13 protein-coding genes are annotated in these 17,751 nt (G+C 52.0%); 4 read left to right on the top strand and 9 right to left on the bottom strand.

From position 1 onward, the window contains the following. Positions 1-3 precede the first annotated feature (3 nt). Positions 4-513, bottom strand: a complete 510-nt coding sequence (locus tag CWO84_RS06995; protein WP_101052153.1) for a sigma-70 family RNA polymerase sigma factor — start codon at positions 511-513, stop codon at positions 4-6. Between the two features lie 407 nt (positions 514-920). Here CWO84_RS06995 and CWO84_RS06990 point away from each other — a divergent pair, with 407 nt between their 5' ends. Beyond that, positions 921-2,213: an MFS transporter gene (locus CWO84_RS06990; RefSeq protein ID WP_033157238.1), complete on the top strand. Its 1,293-nt coding sequence runs from the start codon at positions 921-923 to the stop codon at positions 2,211-2,213. A gap of 115 nt (positions 2,214-2,328) precedes the next feature. Here the strand turns inward: CWO84_RS06990 and nhaD are convergent, their stop codons facing one another. Together nhaD and CWO84_RS06980 are read right to left on the bottom strand one after the other, a co-directional pair. Then, positions 2,329-3,771 (bottom strand): sodium:proton antiporter NhaD, encoded by a 1,443-nt coding sequence (gene nhaD / locus CWO84_RS06985; protein WP_101052152.1) that lies wholly within the window; start codon positions 3,769-3,771, stop codon positions 2,329-2,331. 127 nt (positions 3,772-3,898) lie between these two features. Beyond that, complete coding sequence (locus CWO84_RS06980) at positions 3,899-4,435, bottom strand: MarR family transcriptional regulator (RefSeq protein ID WP_101052151.1); 537 nt, start codon at positions 4,433-4,435, stop codon at positions 3,899-3,901. Positions 4,436-5,100: 665 nt separating this feature from the next. Here CWO84_RS06980 and CWO84_RS06975 point away from each other — a divergent pair. The 3 genes from CWO84_RS06975 (at position 5,101) to CWO84_RS06965 (ending at position 9,861) form a co-directional block, all read left to right on the top strand. Beyond that, positions 5,101-6,591, top strand: coding sequence for an HAD-IB family phosphatase (locus CWO84_RS06975; protein ID WP_051670056.1), 1,491 nt, complete (start codon positions 5,101-5,103; stop codon positions 6,589-6,591). A gap of 715 nt (positions 6,592-7,306) precedes the next feature. Then, positions 7,307-8,635: a H(+)/Cl(-) exchange transporter ClcA gene (gene clcA / locus CWO84_RS06970; protein WP_101052150.1), complete on the top strand. Its 1,329-nt coding sequence runs from the start codon at positions 7,307-7,309 to the stop codon at positions 8,633-8,635. After that, a complete protein-coding gene (locus CWO84_RS06965) occupies positions 8,632-9,861 on the top strand; it encodes a cation:proton antiporter (protein ID WP_240617989.1) in 1,230 nt (409 codons plus the stop codon). Before clcA ends, CWO84_RS06965 begins: the two co-directional genes overlap by 4 nt. Positions 9,862-9,904: 43 nt before the next feature. Here the strand turns inward: CWO84_RS06965 and CWO84_RS06960 are convergent, their stop codons facing one another. The 6 genes from CWO84_RS06960 to CWO84_RS06940 form a co-directional block, all read right to left on the bottom strand. Then, a complete protein-coding gene (locus tag CWO84_RS06960) occupies positions 9,905-11,254 on the bottom strand; it encodes a cellulase family glycosylhydrolase (protein WP_101052148.1) in 1,350 nt (449 codons plus the stop codon). Positions 11,255-11,437: 183 nt separating this feature from the next. After that, the gene (locus tag CWO84_RS06955) at positions 11,438-13,393 is read right to left on the bottom strand and encodes an alpha-amylase family glycosyl hydrolase (protein ID WP_101052147.1); all 1,956 of its coding nucleotides are present in this window, start codon (positions 13,391-13,393) and stop codon (positions 11,438-11,440) included. 166 nt (positions 13,394-13,559) lie between these two features. Further along, on the bottom strand, positions 13,560-14,414 hold the full coding sequence (locus CWO84_RS06950; protein WP_101052146.1) for an HAD-IIB family hydrolase: 855 nt from the start codon (positions 14,412-14,414) through the stop codon (positions 13,560-13,562). Positions 14,415-14,429: 15 nt separating this feature from the next. Then, the gene (locus CWO84_RS25245; protein WP_346426963.1) at positions 14,430-15,104 is read right to left on the bottom strand and encodes an HAD family hydrolase; all 675 of its coding nucleotides are present in this window, start codon (positions 15,102-15,104) and stop codon (positions 14,430-14,432) included. Beyond that, a complete protein-coding gene (locus CWO84_RS06945) occupies positions 15,105-16,568 on the bottom strand; it encodes a glycosyltransferase (protein WP_346426962.1) in 1,464 nt (487 codons plus the stop codon). 352 nt (positions 16,569-16,920) lie between these two features. Next, entirely contained in the window at positions 16,921-17,688 is a 768-nt protein-coding gene (locus CWO84_RS06940; RefSeq protein WP_240617988.1) for a cation:proton antiporter, read from the bottom strand. Positions 17,689-17,751 lie beyond the last annotated feature (63 nt).

The raw sequence follows: 17,751 nt of genomic DNA, 5'->3' as shown, positions 1-17,751 counted from the left end.
GGATTAAAACCCGGCGTTCAGGCACTGAAACATGGCTTGTGCCATGTATTTTCTGACCATGCGGTCACTGACGCCCAATTGCCGACCGATTTCGGCATAAGTGAGGTCGTCGAGTTGCGCCAACAAAAAAGCCTTACGCACTTTTGCCGGTAGTTGATTGAGTAGTTCGTCGATTTCCCGCAAGACTTCGAGCACGATGGCGCTATCCTCCGCCGAAATGACCCGCTCCTCGGGATAGGCCGCGAGTCTCGCCAGGTAAGCCTGTTCGATGCTGTTGCGCCGCCAGTGATTGATCAGCAGGCGTTTGGCGATAGTGGTCAGGTAGGCGCGGGGTTCGTTGAGACTTGGTGTGTCTTTTGCGGCGATGACGCGCAGAAATGTATCTTGGGCATGATCTTCCGCCTGCAGGCGGTCCTGCACCCGTTTTTCCAACCATTGCAGCAGCCAGGGGTGGTGGTCCTGATACAGGCGGGTGAGGTCTTGTTGGCCGTCGTCAATACACTCTGTGCTCATCGATTTAGTTTTACATGCCCAGTTTACAAAAGGTCTTACGGTTTGCCGTTAATGCTTTCGGCCTAGCGGCCCCGCTTTTTTTGCAAACTCAAAACTAAGCAAGAACTGCTCCGAAGTCGTTAATTTAGGCGGCTTGTCTGTTTAGGGTTTTAAAAAAGTAAATAAAATCATTTTCTTACAGTTGTTCACACTCAAACGCATTGTCGAGCCGGGGAGTGCGCTGCTTCGAAACCGGATGTCTAAAATGCGTGATTTGGCGTATTTTGTTTGGGAATGCGTGAAATCACCTAAATCCCCCAGGCCCCGCCGTTGAGGTATGGATCGGCTCTGTTACACGCCATCGAAATGGGTGTGGTTCAACGGGGGGCGTAAGTTAAGATGTGCAAAAACTCATCGGCTTAAACGACATGTCTCATTCCAATGACCCGTACTCGGAAACAAGGCGGCTGTTCAATATCTTCAGCGGCTCGGTTGGCAACCTGGTGGAATATTTTGATTGGGCCATTTACGCCGCGTTTGCCTTGTACTTTGCCCCGGCATTTTTCCCGGAAACCGATCAAACTGCTCAGTTGTTGAACAATGCGGCGATATTTGCGGTGGGCTTTATTTTTCGGCCTTTGGGTGGATGGTTGCTCGGCAGTCTGGCGGACCGTAATGGCCGCAAAAGCGCTTTGCTGCTTTCGGTCAGCTTGATGTGTTTAGGATCGTTAATCATCGCTTGCACGCCGGGCTATGCGGTAATTGGTATGTGGGCGCCGGCCTTGTTATTGTTCGCCCGCATGTTGCAGGGGTTTAGTATCGGCGGCGAATACGGCAGCTCCGCGACATATCTGAGCGAGATGGCTGCACCCCAGCGGCGCGGCTATTACTCCAGTTTTCAATACGTCACTATCGTCTTGGGGCAAATTCTGGCGTTGGGTTTATTGATGTTGCTGCAAAAATGCCTGCTGAGCAGCGCAGAGCTGCATGATTGGGGCTGGCGCATCGGTTTTATCGTCGGCGGCTTGTTGGCGGTGGTGGCGATGGGCTTACGCGGCAATATGGCCGAGACCACGGCTTTTGTCGAACAACAGACTTTTACTGGCCAACGCGCCCAGCTACGGGAACTGCTGAACTATCCCAAACCGGTAATGACGGTGGTGGCTTTGACCGCCGGCGGGACCTTGTCGTATTACACCTTCACCGTCTACATGCAAAAGTATCTGGTCAACACCACCGGCTTTAGTAAGGACGATGCCACCACAATCTGCACGCTGGCCTTGATCGTGTTCATGTTGCTGCAGCCGTTGTTCGGATTAATTTCGGATTACCTCGGCCGCCGTACGATGCTGATTGCCTTTGGCGCCGGTGCAACCCTGTTTACGGCGCCATTGCTTGATCTATTGGGCCACGCGCAAACCATGGCTTCGGCGTTGGGCTGGTATGTTTGTGCATTGCTGATTGTCTCGGGCTATTCGTCAGTTAACGCCATCGTCAAAGCCGAGCTGTTTCCGGTGCATATTCGGGCCTTGGGGGTGGGGTTTCCCTATGCCTTGACCGTAGCGATATTCGGCGGCACTGCCGAGTATCTGGCGCTTTGGCTGAAAAGCCTGGGACACGCGGAATGGTTTGCATACTACGTTAGCGCATGCGCGGCCGTGTCGATGCTGGTGGCCTTTACGATGAAAGAGCCTATGCGGCTGTCTCGCTTGGACGGATAGTTGGGCAAGTTCTTGTCCATTATGACCACGAATCAGCTAATCGACGCCCAAGCACATGCGGAACTTTAGGTGGATAAGCCTCGTGTATCCAGCATACTTGCCGGATACGCTTCACCTAAAAAAGCGCGGAATTTATTAAAAAGTGCGCAGCCACGCTGCCCAAATACCCTAGGGCAATCACCGGCGTCCATTTCAGATGAGTCATGAAGGTGTAAATGCCCTTGGCTTGGCCCATAAGCGCCACGCCTGCTGCCGAGCCGACCGACAATAAGCTGCCGCCAACACCGGCCGTCAGCGTTACCAGCAGCCATTGACCTTCGGACATCTCGGGGCGCATGGCTAAGATTGCAAACATTACCGGAATGTTGTCGATCAAGGCCGAGATCAGGCCAACTAAGACATTGGCAGGCGTTGCGCCGAGTTCGCCGTACAGAAACTCTGATAAATGGCGTAAATAGCCGAGAAAGTTCATACCACCCACACACAGCACCACGCCGTAGAAAAACAGCAAGGTATCCCATTCCATGCGCGCCAAATGATGAAAGACGTCGAAGCGCATACTATCCTCGCCGTCGGCAGTGGGGTTTTCCTCGCCGGACATCGGATCCAAGCCCAACTCCGGTTCGTCGCTGTGAGTAATATGCAGAAAATAGCCGAAAAATTGCAGATAGGTCAGGCCAGCCATCATGCCCACTGCTGCCGGCATATGCAGGCTATTCTGAAAGCCGACTGCCGTGAGAACGGTGAGCAGAAACAACGCTACGATACGCTTGGCGCCGCGACGCGTGACAACCTGGGCATGAAGAGGCGCCGGCAGGGTTTTCGGAATGGCAAAATGCATGATGGCAGCGGGAATCAAGAAGTTAAGCACCGAAGGCACAAACAACTTGAAGAACGCCCAGAAATCGATGATACCTTTTTGCCAGACCATCAAAGTGGTGATGTCGCCGAACGGGCAAAACGCACCGCCGGCATTGGCGGCTACCACCGTGTTGACGCAGGCAATGCCGACAAATTTGGGATTGTCCTTGCCAACCGCCATGACGACCGCGCACATCAGCATCGCGGTCGTCATGTTGTTGGACACCGAGGAGATGAAAAACGCCAAGACTCCGGTCACCCAAAACAGTTGGCGATAACTCAAACCTTTGTTAACCAGCCAGGCCCGCAAGCTATCAAAAACCCGTCTTTCTTCCATGGCATTGATGTAAGCAATCGAGACGATCAGGAATAGCAACAATTCACCATAATCCAACACATCGTGCCGAATCGCCGTTTCCGCGACCGGAGACATGCCTTGGTCTTTATAAACCAGGGCAATCGCCACCCAAATCAGAGCCGCAGCCAACATCATCGGTTTGGATTTGCGTAATTCCAAGACTTCTTCCAGCACTACCAGCAGATAAGCGATCGCAAACAGGCCGACACATAGATAACCTACCCAATGTTCGCTCAAGTCCAGGGATTGAGATAAGCTCTCCGCCAGCAATTTGGGCGACGATAACAATAGTCCGGCACCCGTTAAACAACCGAGCAAAATCTTGTTTAATTCTTTCATACAGTCTTCTATTTCAGTTACGCAGCGATTGTCTTCTGAGCCACTGGTTATTCTCGGGTATCAATATTCCGTATTGATGTCACAAAAGCAAACCCTGTTGCTATAGCTGCGGGATAGGTCGAAATGCTCATGCCTTCTTTCTAGGGGAAAGCGGTTTTTTAGGCAGCGCGTTAATCGGCAGCATAGCCGCCTCGTCATCCTTGATTTTCATCTCTTGGACAAGGACATCCAGATTCTTGGCCAGAGACTTGAGAACATTTTCCGGTAAGTCAAATAAGGCATGTTGCAGTATGCCCTGAGGCGGGGTGGGCACTTGGTTTAGTAAGTCAATACCCTCCTGGGTCAAAGTCACCGTGACGACCCGCTGGTCCTCACTCACGCGTTCTCGCAGGATCAAACCTTTCTTGGCGAGTTTATCGAGCATATTGCTGGCGGTGGAATGATGAATCGACATCGCTTTAGCCAACTCGGTGACCTTCAATCCGGGCGTTTTTGACAATTCCCAAAGTGCCCACAGTTGCGCGCTGGTGACACCGCAATGCGTTTCGACCCATTGGGAATGTTGTTGGACAGCCTTAAAAATCAGGCGAAACTGTTTCAAGACCTCATAAGGCCATTGTTTGGAGTCGTCGGTTTTCCGAGTTTGCAGTGCGGTTTTGTCCATTGCGTTACGATTTATGTTCGGCAAAATTGCCATTAAAAGACATCATTATCCACCAAAGCGTTAATGTGGTCAGGTTGATTCCAAGGGTTTGTGCGTAGTTTGTGGTTACCTGCTAAAACACAATTCATGGAGAAAACAAGGATTCCTAAGTTTGTCTTTATATGTTTACACAAACATTGTTTGCATCAACATTATGCGGTTATTATAATGCCCTCGGCAAGTCTAAGAGCCGATCAACCGTTGTGAAAAGGCTTGATGTGGTTTCAAAAATTTAACCTGAGTTGATCTGTGTCACTTAGCTTGCCAACTAACTTTTTGAGTTGACGCGAAACAGAAAGACAAATGCTGTTTCGCGCTTGCTCAAGTCCCCATGGTTTCCGTAGCAATACTTACAAAGCAGCATAGAATCCGAAACTAGAATGTTTTCAAAAAATCACATGAGACGGCTTATCTACTGGATTTGCCTTGCCTCCCTATTGTCGCTGGCATCCTGTTGCGCTCGACATGATGCGGTCCCTATCGATCAATCTTCGTCGACGACTGCCTAGAGCTCGATAAATTTTGCCGATGTCCGGAATGTCACTGTGGCCGCAGGGATAAGCTGAGTAGGGATTGCCTAAAATCGTGGTCTCAACTGCGAGGCCGCAAATGACTAGGAATAACGTATGAAATCGAAATATGGTCACCGGGTATCCGTTAAGAGACAGAAATCCAATCGAATCTATCTCCCCCGCGAAGCGAACGCCTGCGCCACCGTCGTGATACCGGCTTTGAACGAAGCCAAACGCATTCGGGAAGTGGTCGCTTACGCCCTGGCCGATCCGGCAACGGCCGAAGTGATTGTCGTCGACGATAGCTCCATAGACAACACAGCGATATTGGCGCAACAGGCAGGCGCCCAGGTTCTGACCAGCAGTATGCTAGGAAAAGGCGCGTCGATGCGTGACGGTGCGGCGGCAGCCGCTCATGATCTGGTCGTTTACCTGGACGGTGATCTGAGGAATTTGCGTCCCGGTATTGTCACCAGCCTTTGTTTGCCGCTGCTCAATGAAAGCGCGGACTTTGTCAAAGCCCGCTTCGGGCGTGGCGGTGGCCGGGTGACGGAACTCACCGCCAAACCGATGCTAAAGGTCTTTTTTCCCGAACTAGCTTATCTATCCCAACCGCTGGGCGGCATCATCGCTGCGCGCAAATGCCTGCTGCAAACGCTAAGCTTCGAAGATGGTTATGGCGTGGATGCCGGTTTATTGCTTGACGCGCATTTGGCCGGTGCCCATCTGGCAGAAGTCGATATCGGTTCGTTAGAACATGATAGCCAGCCGCTGCAAGACTTATCGCTGATGGCCAATGAAGTCAGCCGCGTCATTTTTAACCGCGCCAAACTGGCGGGACGTCTGCACGTTGAACAGGTGATAGCCATGTATGAGAGCCAACGCCAAGTCGCGGCTAGCATTGACTACGTACTGACCTTGCGCAAGGGTCGGCGCTCCCTGGTCTTGCTGGACATGGACGGCACCATAACGCCCTCGCGCTTTGCGCTGGAACTGGCGCGCAATACCGGAAATGAAACGGCACTGATGCAATTGCTGGATACGCCCCACGACGATGCCATAACCCGTAGCGAGCGGATAGCCGAGTTGTTTCGCTTTGTTCACAAGCAGCAATTCGAACAGGTGGCTCGTACAATGGAAATTCGTCCTGGCGTCATCGAATTCGTCAAGCAGGCAAGGCGAGCCGGTTTCATGGTCGGCATAGTCAGCGACAGCTATTTTGTTGCTGCCGATATCATCAGACGCCGCATATTTGCTGATTTTGCCTTGGCTCATACCTTGACCTTCGAGGGAAGCGTCTGCAATGGGCAACTTCAAATCAATCCGGCTTTCTTGCCTGACGAAAGTGATGCAATGACTTCCATTTGTAAAAGCAATGTTTTGCGTTGCTTCTTGACTGATAAAACACTGCCCCCTGTCGAACTGATCTGGGCGGTCGGCGATAACCTTAATGACCTGGAAATGTTGCGGCTAGCGGACAATGCCTTCGTCATCGATCCGAAGTTGCCCAAACTGCTTGAGGAGCCCGGTATCACACTGATCACTGAGTTCAATGATTTAGTGGAATTGTTAGTCTACGAGGCGTCGGAAAGTATGGAATCCTAATGGTAGCCGAGTTTAGTTGTTTTTAATGGTGTACCTAATATCGCGATTACTCAGCTAGTCCGAACGTCACCAAACCCTTGGTGTTTTTATGAGCCACATGCTTTATGTTGATGTGCTATTTCTTGTCAGTTTGCTATGTATCTTCGGTTGCGAACAGCACAATCCGCAGCCAGTAGCTCAATCTAGTCAATCAAAACGCCTTGCTGACAGTAACAAGCAAACGCACGTACATTGCCCTAAGTCGCATCCCTATACAATCAGCTCCGATAATTCAACCCGAAGTATCCGCGGACATGATTTTGAAACGGACCCGCATAGATTGTCTTGCTCAGACATTTATTATCGCAATCAGGGGCGAGTGGCTCGACACCCTAATACTCTAAAATAGGCGACAAAATATCCTCTTGCGATGTTGTTCTGTCCCCTGGCAACACCATTCACAATAAGCTGTAGAAGACGATAGTCTCCTCAATACACATGATTAGGATAGGTGATTTTTTGCGGCAATATGTTCATGCAAACATTGTTTGCTTCAACATTGAGTCATCACTAAAATGCTAACGGCCTGATCGATTTCTGCTGCTCCTCAATGCATTTAAAAAGACCAGGATTATCTAAAACCCGAGCCGCAACCTAATTCACGGCCATTGGAAATTACTTACTGTGTCGTGAGCCCGATAAACGTAAATTCCCCCACCTGAACCGGAGAAGGTTGTTGAAATGTGACTTATCAGAACACCAGCCGGCGTCAGCGGCGGAGCTTAACCGGCAGCGGAACCGTTTGATACCCCAAGCAATCGTTCTCGGCTTACTGACCGGCGGAACTTCGGTAGCATTTCATTTTGCGATGAATAGCGCCGAAGCATTTCGACATAAATTTTTCGACTTTTCCCATCAGAACAGCCACCTTGGCATGGGCATGGTTCTGGGGTTAGCGCTAGTCACCGTGAGTATCTCAGCCGGAATGGTCAGGCAATTTGCACCCGAGTCAAGCGGTAGTGGCATTCCCCATATTAAGGGGGTATTGATTGGGCACCGGCACTTCCGTTGGGTACGGGTGCTGCTTACCAAGTTCTTCAGTATGGTCATTGGCAGCGTTGGCGGCCTAGTCGTTGGCCGGGCCGGTCCCTGTGTGCACATGGGCAGCTCTATAGGGCAAGGGTTAGCCGATATTTGGCCTAAAGATGGTAAGCACTATCATACGATTTTGATCGCTGCCGGCGGCGGTGCCGGCCTCACGGCGGCATTCAATGCTCCGCTTTCCGGCTTGACCTTTGTACTGGAAGAACTTGAAAGGCGCTGCTCGTCGCTTGAATTCATTACCGCTGCCATTGCCTGTCTGACCGCTGATATGGTTTGCCGCTTAGCACTTGGGCAACAATCAGTCTTCCATTTCGCCCATGTCGCTGCTGCGCCGCTTAGTCAGCTCATTGCCTTCGTAGCTTTGGGCTTGTTATCAGCCCTGTTGGCTGGCTTGTTTACCCATACTTTATTGTGGGGACAGCGCTTGATCACCCTGGGACCTTGGTCAAGATCGATCTGGTGGCTAATCTTGGCTGGTGGGTTGACTGCCACAGCTTGGTATGCACCGCAGTTATTGGGCGGTGGGCATGATTTCGTGAATGATATTCTCGTCGGTCAAGAACTCACATTGCAGACCATCGGACTGTTATTTATCAGCCGATTCGTGTTGACTATTGGCAGTTCCTGCTCAGGCGCGGCCGGGGGAATTTTTATGCCGATCCTGGTGCTGGGTGCGCTGTTGGGGTGGGGTGTCGGTGTGTCCACCCAACTGGCTTTCCCCGCATTAGATGTAGACCCCAGATTATTTGCCGTAGTCGGTATGGCGGCGTATTTTAGTGGCGTGGTGCAAGCGCCCTTGACCGGCATTGTGTTAATCATCGAGATGACCGGTGATTACGCGTTGATTTTGCCGCTATTCACCGCCTGTTTTACCGCATTGCTAATCGCGAATTGGTTGGGGTGCCCGCCCGTTTATGAAGCGTTGTTGGAAAACGATTTGCGAAAAGAACGGATTCAGTGAATGGTTCATTGAAAACGCTTGATACTCCCCACATTGCCAACCCGCCCCATCAGGAGACAGTTATGGAATCTTACCGAATAGCGCTATTTGTCATTGCTTTGGTGGCGGCTTTCGCGCCTTTGCTCGCCAGATTACCCACTCGCCTGCGTATGCCGGTGGTGGTGGTGGAAATGCTTTTGGGAATGCTGATTGGCCCGCATATTTTCAATTGGGTATCCCCTGACGGTTTAGTGGGCATGTTGGGCGAGCTAGGTCTGACGTTTTTGCTGTTCATGGTGGGCATTGAAATTAATCTCGGCGAAATTCACGGCAAACCCTTAGCGCTGGCGATTGGTGGCTGGTTTCTGTCGTTTACGGTAGCCATGGTGTGCATGTTTTTTGTGCATGCCATCGGCCTGATTCAGGCGCCGCCCTTATTGGCTGCCATCGCCTTGTCGACCACTGCGCTGGGAATATTGGCGCCGATCCTGCGCGACGAGGGCATTTTGAATTCGGACTTTGGCAAGCTGCTTCTCTCGGCTGCGGCGATGGGAGAATTCGGCCCGCTCATGGTTGTCTCCTTACTGATCATCCCGACCCATAGTACCTTTTTGCATACTGTGTTCATCGTGGCCTTCGTGGGGATTACCTTTGTGATTGCGGATACGGCTATCAATGCGCGATCCTCTGCTTTAATCAATCTCCTGGCTCAAACCATGCAAAGCAGTGGCCAATTGCCGGTGAGAATCTGCATTGCGCTCCAAGCGTTATTAGTGGTTTTGGCCGGCGAGTTCGGGCTGAATGTGGTGATCGGAGCCTTCGCGGCCGGCATGGTGGTCAGCCTTGCCAGCCAAGGCGACCATGGCGTGATTCTGCGTCAGAAATTGGATGCCATCGGTTATGGCTTCTTAATACCCATCTTCTTCATCGTCTCCGGGATGAAATTTGATGTCAGTGCGCTTTGGGCGAATCCGTTGGTTCCCGTGCAGATTATCTGTTTATTGGGCCTGCTGATCCTGATTCGTGGCGCTCCGATACTGCTTTACCATCAAGTTTTATCAAAAAAAGACAGGCTGCCTTTTGCCCTTTATTCCGCCACCGGCCTACCCATGATTGTCGTCATTACCGAGATGGGGGTTTCGTCCGGCTTGATGTCTCCGGACCGCGCCGCAGTTCTGGTCAGTGCTGCGATGGTTTCAGTTCTGCTGTTTCCTCTCCTTGCCGAAAGGATAAGAGTGCACTCGTAGGGTAGTATGCAAACACCATCGATAAACCGACCCGTTTTCAAGCTCATTCCGTTACCGCTATATTTAAATTAACACCGGAAATAATCTCTTGTTCAGCCTGATTTTCTGATTTAGCGGTAACGGTTTGAGTGGGGCGTTTCAGGTTTCGGCCTAAGGTTGCTTTTTGCATGGCCTCGATCACTGTAGGATTGGGCGAGAAATAGTCCGGCGTGTTCCATCGACTCCATTTGGACTTGATCGTGTTGAAATCATCCGTAGCAATATCGGCAACATTGCTATTCTGCTCTGCGGTGTTGTACATGCCCCAATTATTGCGGCCCAACACCTTATACGACCAGGTAGTCCAATGGCTGCCGGATTCCGTAAATTGCTGAAGGCCGTAATTCCAGGATTCGGCATTGCCGAACAACGTGAACTCTCCTATAAAATGCGGTACGTTATATTCCGCACCCCATTTTTTCGCGTCCTGAATCCACCCGTCCACGGCATTCTTCATGACCATGAAGTCTTCATTGTTTTGCCATTGGTAATAGTGCAGAGAATAGACGACGTTCTCCCAGTTTTTTTCTTGAGGATTCGGCAGGGTGTTCCACCACCAGATGGCTTCCATAATGATGATATGGTCGGGATCAATCGCCCGGATAGCGTGATACAGGCGATCATATAGAGTGACCACCTCAGACCCCATCCCGCCGGGAAAGGTTTCCGAGGGTTCATTTAGCAGGTCATAACCGGCTACACCCGCATTGTCTTTAAAGCGCATGGCAAGGGTTTCCCAAAATTCCACCAGTTGATTCTGATAGAGCGGAGTGGAATAAAGCAGCGTGCCGTTTTGCCGGCCTGAGTGATGGGCTCCGTTTTGTGAACCCGGCGCACCATGCAGATCAAGGATGGTGTACAGCCCATATTCCCGAGCTTTGTTGACCGTCCACTCAATCCTGGATAAATCAATGGCGCCGGTATCGTCCAGTCGCCAGTTGCCTCCGTCATCCATATGGTTTAGCGCATAGATGGGCAATCGGATACAGTTGAGACCGGCGGCGGCGATGTTCTTAAAATCGGTTTCCGTGATCCATGAATCCCAATAAGCTTGGTAGAGCTCCCAGACGGCATCCTTACCAAAACGCTTGTTAAGAATATTTCGCGCATCCCATTCATTTGACGCGCCGGCTAATGGCGACATCCAGGGTTCATGCCCCCGCCAGCCACCCAGGTTGGTGCCGTAAAGATGAACCTCCTTACCCATACCATGATTGTCTTTGATAGTCGCGCCATCCACTTTCAGAAAATCTGCAGCGGAACGACATACAGGCGACCATAGCAGCAGCGTGCAGAGTAAGACAGAAATTGTCGGTAAGAGTGGGAGAAAAACAGAGTTCAGTTTCATAATCATCACTAAAGCTTGGTGGGCTCCGTCCCTTGGATCTTAGCATCGAACAAGCGACCGTTTATTCTCGAGCTAACGGTAAAAGCGTGGGCAACATAATCCGCATTATTAGCAATGCCGCTACAGATTTTACAGGCTATTCAGCCAATATACGCGATCATGGTCAGTCAATGTCGGGTGATCTAATGATTATATTTCCGTCAACCAATAGAACTGATAACCCTGCAACACCATCCGCCTATCATATTGCGCCGGCTTGCCGCCGCTGTACAAATCGACGAATTGCCCAAAAGGATCGATGCCCCGACTCCTGAGCAGATATAAATCAAGATATTGCGGGTTGGCGTCGAAATTGGCGACGACCAAAACGCGTTCCGATGGCCGGTCGTGATTGAAACGAATGAAGCACAGCAAATGCGGGTTATCGACCTCGACCAGTTCCCGGTTGTTGAAGTCGGCGAACGCCGAGGTTTCCTTGCGGATTGCTATCATCTTTTTCATGGCATTAAACAAGCTATATTCAGTGGTGCCCAGTTTTTTTCGCAATTCCGCTCGGTCCCAGTTGATTTTTGGGCGATGTATCCAACGGTTGTCGTCGCTTTTGCCGGGGTCGTCGCGGTAGCCATAATCGTTAACGACGCCGAGCGCATCGCCGTTGTAAAGTAAGGGAATACCGCCAAAAGACAATATCAGGCTATGCAATAACAGAATCTTTTTGATCGCGGTATCGATCAAGCCCTGGTCATTCATTTCCTGACCCGCCTCCAGTCCCGCCAGGGACGCCAGCGAGCCACTGATACGGGCATCTCCGGTGGTTTCGTTACGCATGAACACCATCCCTCTGGCTGGCGACGCCTCGAACTGGCCGCTGAAATAATTGACTAGAAACTGCCGGTGCGCATAGGGATCGTATCCTGCGGCCCGGATGTCGTTGTCGTCAAAGCCAAAGCCTATATCATCGTGGCAGCGCACATAATTCAGCCAAGTGGCTCGTTCCAGTTTCGCCGGCAGGTTTTTGACGCCTTGATAAAGCAATTTGGTATTTTGCGTGGCGATGGCATCCCACAGCAAGGCCATCAAGGTAGCGTTGTAGGCGATCTCGCATTCCTTGGCGATGATCGCGTCCTCGCCGAAATATTTGATGACTTCGAGCGGCGTGACGATGGCTTCGGCGATGAATAGCACGCCCGGCGCGGTGACCTGACAGCAATCCTTCATCAGTTGCAGAATCAGATGGGCATTGCGTTCGTTCTGGCAGGAAGAACCGATTTTCTTCCACAGGAAGGCGACGGCATCCAGCCGCAGGATGTCCACTCCCTGATTCGCCCAGAACAGGATGATATCCAGCATTTCGATGAAGACTTCTGGATTGCTGTAATTTAAATCCCACTGATAATGCTGGAACACCGTCATCACCCATTTCTGCATCTTCTCATTCCAGGTGAAGTTGCCAGAGGCTGATTCCGGGAAAATTTGCGGCATGGTCTGCTCGAACATATCGGGAATTTCCCGATTGTCGAAAACAAAGTAGTAATCCTGATAACGCTTATCGCCCTCGACCGCCTTGGCAGCCCAGTCGTGTTCGTCGGAGGTATGATTCATGACGATGTCCAACACCAGCAGGATATCGCGTTTCCTGAATTCCTCAGCCACCCGCCGCAGATCATTCAAATCGCCCAACCTGTCGTCGATTTGCCGAAAATCGCTGACTGCATAGCCGCCGTCACTCTTACCGGTCGGACACATCAGAATCGGCATGATATGCACCAAATTGATGCCAAGTTCCTGAAAGTACGAGATCTTGGTGGCCAGATCAGCCAAATTGTCCGCGAAACCATTGGTATACAGGGCCATGCCCACCCATTTCTGCGACAGAAACCAGTTGTGATCCTGTTCGCGTTCGATGTCGACCCGTTCCAACTCGGCGGATCGATCAATATAGCCCTTGGCCATGGTTTCCACCAGTCGCAGCATTTGTGCCTTGAAATCCTCGCGGTGACCATATAAGTTGAAAAACAGCGAATAAATCGCATAAAAATTAGCACCCAGCCGGGTGTAGAAGTGCCGAAGATCCTGGCGCCGAATCTCCGGCTTCAGATCATCCAGAATGGCGTTCAAGAGCGAGTGGGAAACTTGTTCGTACATGACCGTAACCTGTTCGAGTTAATGTGGCAACATGGCGTAACGAATGCGAAACTGGGATGGGCATTGGCGCCCATTGCGAGCTTAGTAGCCCCGCAGCAATTGTTGCATCATGCCGTTGTCTGCAAGACGCTTGAACTGTAAGGTGCAGAAAACGGCCATACTGCGATCAATCTTCATGGGTCTCCATCATCCAGTACCGGGTTTTCGGAAGATAATGGGCGATGCCTTCGAGTATACCCGCACTGTAATTGCCATTCATGCCCAAAAAGCCGCCTCGCGCCAGATAAAAAGCCACCTGGTTGCTGTTTTGCTCAATCAAGATTTGCGCCTGTTTGACCACGGCACGGTCAGCATTGGCGACCAGCACCGACGGTATCCGGCTGACAATCACCGGCAGATCGTTGCCGCTGTCGCCGGCAAATACCGTATCGCCAATATCGAAGCCCTGATGCCGCATCAAAAATTCCACGGCGTGCAGCTTGGTGGCGCGGGCCGGCAGCACATCCAGCAAACCGGTCGCCGAGGCTTCGTCCACGCTGTAAATCAGGCTGGCCGCCAGGTTTTGAGCCTCCAGCCGACTAGCCATTTCCTGGCGCAAAGCCTCAGTATCACACTGCATCGACAGATAATAACTAAGTTTGAAACGGTTTTGTTTGGCCTGTTCCTGCACGCGCAAATCCGGCAAATCGTCAAACAAGGGCCGCAAGTCCTTGGCCATCAGACCACGCCAGTCGCTGTTGATATTGTCTTCCCAGGCGGTCCAATGCTGCCATTCTGTGGAGCCCGCTCTGTAGATCGTGGTGCCGACGTCGCCGATGATCCAATCCGGTAACGGCAAATCGTATTCGAGCATGGCTTCCTCGACCAGTTCGCGGTGCCTGCCGCTGACATAGGCCAACGTCACCTCGGGGCGCGCAACCAAGCGCCGGAAAATGTCGCGCGCACCCGGCGATTCCGGCTGGCTGCCGTTGGGCAACAGGGTACGATCCAAGTCGGTGCAAATCAGGATACGCGTCTGCATGACACTGGCGCTTTGTCAGATATTGAAGAAATCATAATGTTCGATGGCCTCCAGTATGCCCCAGGCATTTGACCGCTCGGCGAAATAGACTTGCTCCACCTCAGCTAAATTCGCCAGTTCCTCGCGATGGCGGTTGGCGACCACCACGCCCAGCGTATTGCCTGCCACCATGTCGCAATCGCCGCCGGAGCCGCCCGTCGCCAGGATGCGCTCTAGTGGAATATTCCATTGCCGGGCAACATATCGCAATGCTTGTCCTTTCGAGGCTCGCGCCGGTACGATGTCCAGAAACTGCCCAAATGACAGGGTGGGATTCACCGATAATTCCTTTTGGCGCAACAAGGTCAGAATCTCGTCCATCGGCGGCGCACGCTCGCTATCGTAATAATAGGAAATCTTGAAGCGGCTTTGTTCTCGCTTGGGTTGCGGTGTCAGGCCGGGCAGACCGCCGAGAACACGGCGCAGCACCTGTGGCGTCCACAAATGATCGATATGATAGCTCCAGGCAATATCGGCAATCAGTTGTGACGTGAAATAGATTTCGGTACCCAAGCTGGTGATCAAAATATCCGGCTTGGGAATCCGCTTTTGCTTCAAAATCGCCAAAACTGCATCCAGCCGGCGTCCGGTGGCGATACCGAACAGACACTTTCGTCGCTTCTCCCTGATCAAGTTGACGAATTGTGCCAATCACTCGTCATCCCCCAAGAGCGTGTTGTCCATCGCCGTAAAAATCGCCTGCCGCCGCAGCCGGCCCACTTTTCCCACCGGCGGCGTTTTCGGCAGACGTTCGAAATGTTGCAACAGCGGCTGCAGTTTTTGTAGATAGGCTTGAGTATGCGCCTCCCAGGAATAATAGCGGGCTACATTCCGTAGTCCGTTGGCGGACAGTGTCCGCCAGCGCTCGGGATTGTCTAGTATGCTCAGCAAGGCCTCGGCAATCGCGGTTTTGTCCAGCGGGTCCACTAACAACCCGTTATGGCAGTTGCCGATGATGTCGACCGGGCCACCGTTTTCGGTGGCCACCAGCGGCAGGCCGCTGGCGGCCGCTTCCAGCAGTGTCAGTCCAAACGGTTCGGTCAGGGCTGGATTGATGAAAATCCCCTTGGCTGCCGCCGCCAGACGATAAATCTCCGCGACCTCGTCCGCGCTGTGGTGCTTGGGTAGCGCAACCCGGCCGTACAGATCATAACAATCGATCACCAGCAACAATTCGGTCAACACGCCTTGCGCTCCGTCGTTCATTTCCCGGATGTCGTCACGGTTGCCGGCGACGATCACCAGGTTAGCCATCGCCTGTAAACGCGGCGATTCGCCGTAGGCTTCCAATAAGGTGACAATATTTTTGCGTTCGTCGGGTCTGGACAAGGCCAAAATCATCGGCTTATCCGTTTCGTACAAGAATTTATTGAGTGATACGGCAAACGCCGAATCCGCGGTTTTGGCGCTGGGCGGGTGAAATTGCTGGAGGTCCGTGCCGGGCGGAATGACCGCCATCTTCTCCGGGGTGTAGTAATCGTAAAGTTCGTATTGGTCTTCGATTTCGTTGCGGGTACTGGTGATGATCAACTCGGCATTGCTCAGCGTATCTTCTTCCGCATTAATGCGCCGGGAAATGTGATAACGCTGCTCGATTTCCTCCATTGCCAGGCCCAGTGCCAACAACCTACGGCACTTGTCCCGCCCCAAGGAATGGCCGGTATGAATCAACGGCAAACCTGTCAAATGCGCCAGTCGCACGCCAACATAGCCGGCGTCGGCATAATGGCTGTGCAACACATCCGGCCAGCGTGGCTGACGATGCAGCCAACTCAAAAGATTATCCGCGAAGCTGTCCAGATGATCCCAAAGCTCTTCTTTGCGGATATAGCCTTCTGGACCGGCATCGATACGCACGATCTGCGCGTTTTCCGCCAATGCTTCGACGGCTTCTGCGTAATCGTCGCTGACGTCGCTGTCGACGATGCGCCGGGTAATCAAGTCCACCCGCTCGACCTGTGGCTGTTTCGCCAAGGCTTTGGCTAATTCCACGACATATTTGGTCTGCCCACCGGTATCGGCGTCGCGGCCCAATTCCAAATCATGCCCACGTATCAGGCCGTGGATGCTGATCAAGACGATATGCAGGCGTCCGGTATCTCCGTGTTCTAGCATGGTTCGCTCCGTGGACGACGTTGGTTTGCCCCGTCGACCTAGGTTAATACCGCTAAGAAATAGAGCAATCGACTTATTTCACGTAGCGGTAAAAACCTTTTAATAACACGGGCGCAAACAGGGTAGTCATGGCTATGACAATAATCAGCGCCGCGTAAACTTCGTTGACCATAATACCTGATGTGCGGCCGAGCTAGGCAAAAATCAGGCCGACTTCGCCGCGTGGAACCATGGCAATACCGATAGCCAGGCGCTCAGTCCAAGGTCCGCGTAGCACTAAGGCACCCAGCATTTTACCGAGTATAGCCACAGCCAACAGGCTGGCGGAAAACCACCAAATGAACGGCGAGGCCTAATCGATTTCACGCAGATTCAACGAAAGCCCGACCATCACGAAAAATATCGGCACGAATAATTGGATGATAGGCCGCATCTGAGCTTCGATACGCCCGGTAAAATCCGGATCTTCATGCAACGCCATAGCAAACGGCAGAAAAAAGCGCCGTGAAAGCGCTAGTCCCGCGGCAAACCCGCCCAACAATTCCGGGGCGCCCATTTCGTGGGCTAACCAGGCGAAAAACAGCACAAGAGAGACAATCAGCGTGGGGATGAGTCCGTCGGTCTGGCTGATTTTGGCAAATTGCCGGATCAGCAAGGAAATAGCTTTAGCAAACAACGGCGCCAAAACGAAGAACATGGCGATAAAGCCGATGACTTGCAGGGCATTGGCTGTGTTGATTTGTCCGACCTGCGAAAAATCGTACAGTACGGCCAGCAGCACGACGCCGAGTATGTCGTCAATCACCGCCGCGCCCAATACCACCTGTGCTTCCCGGCTGTGCTGACGTTTTAAATCGGTAAGCACGCGGACAGTAATACCGATACTGGTGGCGGTCAGGGTGCCGCCGATAAATAGCGATTCCAGCAAGTTACGATCAAACAGCCAATGGCTGAGACCGAAACCAAGCACAAACGGCCACAAAAAACCGCTGACCGCGACAAACAAGGCTTGCCAACCGGATTTTGCTAGTTGGCGTATGTCGGTATCCAGCCCGACTTCAAACAACAGCAAAATGATGCCGATTTCCGCCAATAATTTGATGACCTGACTTGGTTCCATCCAACCTAGTGCTTAATTCCGTAAGTTAGCGATAGTATTTCGTAATTGCGCACCGCGGACCTC

It is taken from the genome of Methylomonas sp. Kb3 (assembly GCF_002834115.1).
GTDB lineage: Bacteria > Pseudomonadota > Gammaproteobacteria > Methylococcales > Methylomonadaceae > Methylomonas > Methylomonas defluvii.
Note: the sequence above shows the minus strand (reverse complement) of the source record. Positions and strands in the feature narration are given on the sequence as shown.